Here is a 2,626-nt window from a genome sequence, read left to right as displayed (position 1 = left end):
CCGTTGAACAGGGCGGCGATCGCGGCGTCACGCAATTCCTCGAAACCGGGCTTTGGCCGCTCACGGATCACAGCCAGCGTGCGGGCCAGCCGTTCGGCTTCGATCAGCGAGGCGGTCGAGACCATGTGCCCCTTCGCCCTCAGGACCGCCGCGATCTTCGCCAGCCACAGGACCGAGGAGTCGCCTTGCCCGCGCGTCTGCCACAGATGCTTGCACCAGCCGGGCGCGACAACGCCGGCGCCATAACCGAAGCCCAGCGCCAGGCGCGGCCCCGTCCATGGCGCCCAGGTCATCATGCTTTTGCGGCGGGCGAGCCCCTTGAGTAGCGCCTGGTCTTCCTTCAGCGGTCGCGTCGCCTGCAGTGCCGGCACATGGAAAGCACCGCAAACGATAGCGATCGGCCCATCGAATTCCTTTCGCGCGGCGGCGATCTCAAGCCGCATATGCGCTTCGCGTTTCGCCTCAAACGCCGCAAGCGGACCTTCGCCGTCCCGCAGCGTCGTCATCGCGTCGGCTATTGCCGCGAAGATTGGACCCGGCTGCGGGTTCTGCTCGATGATATCAGACCACCAGCTTTCGCCATCTTCATAGCCGGCAGCTTGTGCCAGCGTTCCGATCGGGTCCCGCAGATGCGGCGCCAAGTCAGCCTCGACGTTGGCTTCCGTTCCATCGCTCTCGGTTTCCCCCACGGCCTCAATCGGCGCAGTGCGGGCTGACGACGGCAAATCGATGAAGCGCACTGCTGCGTTGTTGGCGACGGCCCAGAGCGTCGCCTGGTACTCCGGCGAGAATTCGGCGAAGGGCCAGAAGCTTGTCGAGGCCGGATCGTCTTCGGGATAGCAGAGCAGCGCCACCGGCGGCTGCATTTCGGGGCGGGCGAGCAACGGCAACAGCGGGCTGGCGTCGGCCGGTCCTTCGATCAGCACGGCGACCGGTTTCAACTCCTGCAACGCCTGCACCAGGCTGTCGGCGGAGCCGGGCCCGTGATGGCGTATGCCGAAATAGGAAACGTCGCTGAGCGCCATGGCGTCAGATTGCCGCGTTCAAGGCCGCGTAGTAGCCGGCATAGTCTGGCCGCTTCTTGAGCACGGTTTCCAGATATTCTTCCAGCACCAGTTTGTCCTGCACCGGATCCTTGACGATCGCGCCGACGAGGCTGGCGGCAAGGCCTTCGGCGCCGAGCTTGCCGCTGTCGAACCAGGCCGCCTGGCTGAGGCCGCCGACCATGGTGGCAATGGCTTCGGCCGTGGACAGCGAACCGGACGGCGTCTTCAACGTCACCTTGCCGTCGGCTGTAGCGCCGGAGCGCAACTCGCGAAAAATGGTCAGCACGCGCGCGATCTCCTCGCCGACATTCTTCGGCACCGGCAGGTCGAGACCGCCGGCCATCTCTCCGACCCGCTTGGAGACGATTGCCACTTCCTCCGCCATGTCTTCGGGCAAGGGCAGTACGACGACATTGAAGCGGCGCTTCAACGCCGAGGACAGCTCGTTGACGCCCTTGTCGCGGTTGTTGGCGGTGGCGATGATGTTGAAGCCGCGCTGCGCGTAGATCGAGGTGTTCAGTTCCGGGATCGGCATCATCTTTTCGGACAGCACGGTGATCAGCGTGTCCTGCACATCGGAGCCCATGCGCGTCAGCTCCTCGAGGCGGCAAAGCTTGCCGTCCTGCATGGCGCGGTAGAGCGGCGTCGGCACCAGCGCGTCCTGGCTCGGGCCCTTTGCCAGAAGCTGCGCGTAGTTCCAGCCATAGCGGATCTGGTTCTCGTCGGTGCCGGCCGTGCACTGCACGATCAGGGTCGAATCGCCCATGATGGCGGCGGCGAGATGTTCCGACACCCAGGATTTGGCCGTGCCGGGGACACCCAGCAGCAACAGCGCGCGATCGGTGGCGAGCGTCGCGACCGCGGTTTCCATCAGCCGGCGCCGGCCGACATATTTGGGCGTTATCACTGTCCCGTTGTCAGCCTTTCCGCCGAGCAGGTAGGTCAACACGGCCTTGGGCGACAGGCTCCAGCCGGCGGGCCTTTGCCGGTCATCGTTGCGCGAGAGCGCCTGCAATTCGGCGGCATAGGCCTGCTCGACCGGAAGACGGATGGCTGCGTTCATTTGCTGTTCTCCGGATTGATCATATGTTGGTTCGATGCTCGGCCAGTGACGCGTTGAGCCGCAGAAGACCGAGAGACGGCGCCGCCGGCGCCATACCGGCCGCAACAACGTCTCCGATCAATTTCTCCGCCGTCGCCGCCGTGGCGAGAAAGCCCATAGTTTCCAGAAGCTGGTCGACGCCTCGCTTCACAGCGTCATCGTTTCCTGCAACAGCGGAGCGAAGCGCCGGGAGCATCTGGCCGTTTGTCAGGTCGGCCCATTCCAGCCAGCTTGCTTCGAGGCCCTCGGCCAGATTGAGCGCGCCGAGATGTTGCGTGTCTTTCAGGATCGACCTGACCAGGACACGCTTCCTGCGGCTGTCCAGACGCGCCATGAGGTGGAGGACGAAGAGTGTGGGCTTGCCACCTTCGGCGACAAGCGTATCCGCCATGTGCGTCACCGCGGCGTCGCTGCCCGACGCGGCGACCATTCGGGCAACAAGGATATCGGCATTGCTCTCGGCGCCGAATTGCCACGC

At 64.9% G+C, this 2,626-nt stretch carries 2 protein-coding genes and 1 pseudogene; all 3 read right to left on the bottom strand.

Annotated elements, in window-relative coordinates; translation table 11 throughout:
* Positions 1-1,025: DUF5682 family protein (locus EN750_RS28385; RefSeq protein ID WP_245482836.1), on the bottom strand; the 1,025-nt coding region annotated here is incomplete at its 3' end.
* A 4-nt stretch (positions 1,026-1,029) separates the two neighbouring features.
* Positions 1,030-2,109, bottom strand: coding sequence for an AAA family ATPase (locus tag EN750_RS28380; RefSeq protein ID WP_127398719.1), 1,080 nt, complete (start codon positions 2,107-2,109; stop codon positions 1,030-1,032).
* A 19-nt stretch (positions 2,110-2,128) separates the two neighbouring features.
* Positions 2,129-2,626: pseudogene (locus EN750_RS28375) on the bottom strand (hypothetical protein); the annotation flags it as partial.

It is taken from the genome of Mesorhizobium sp. M7A.F.Ca.ET.027.03.2.1, from assembly GCF_003999175.1.
Taxonomy (GTDB): domain Bacteria; phylum Pseudomonadota; class Alphaproteobacteria; order Rhizobiales; family Rhizobiaceae; genus Mesorhizobium.
This window is presented reverse-complemented; position numbering and strand designations above follow the sequence as displayed.

Excerpts from the sequence above, each read along its gene's own strand:
- EN750_RS28380 (WP_127398719.1), bottom strand. The coding sequence starts at position 2,109 with ATGAACGCAGCCATCCGTCTTCCGGTCGAGCAGGCCTATGCCGCCGAA.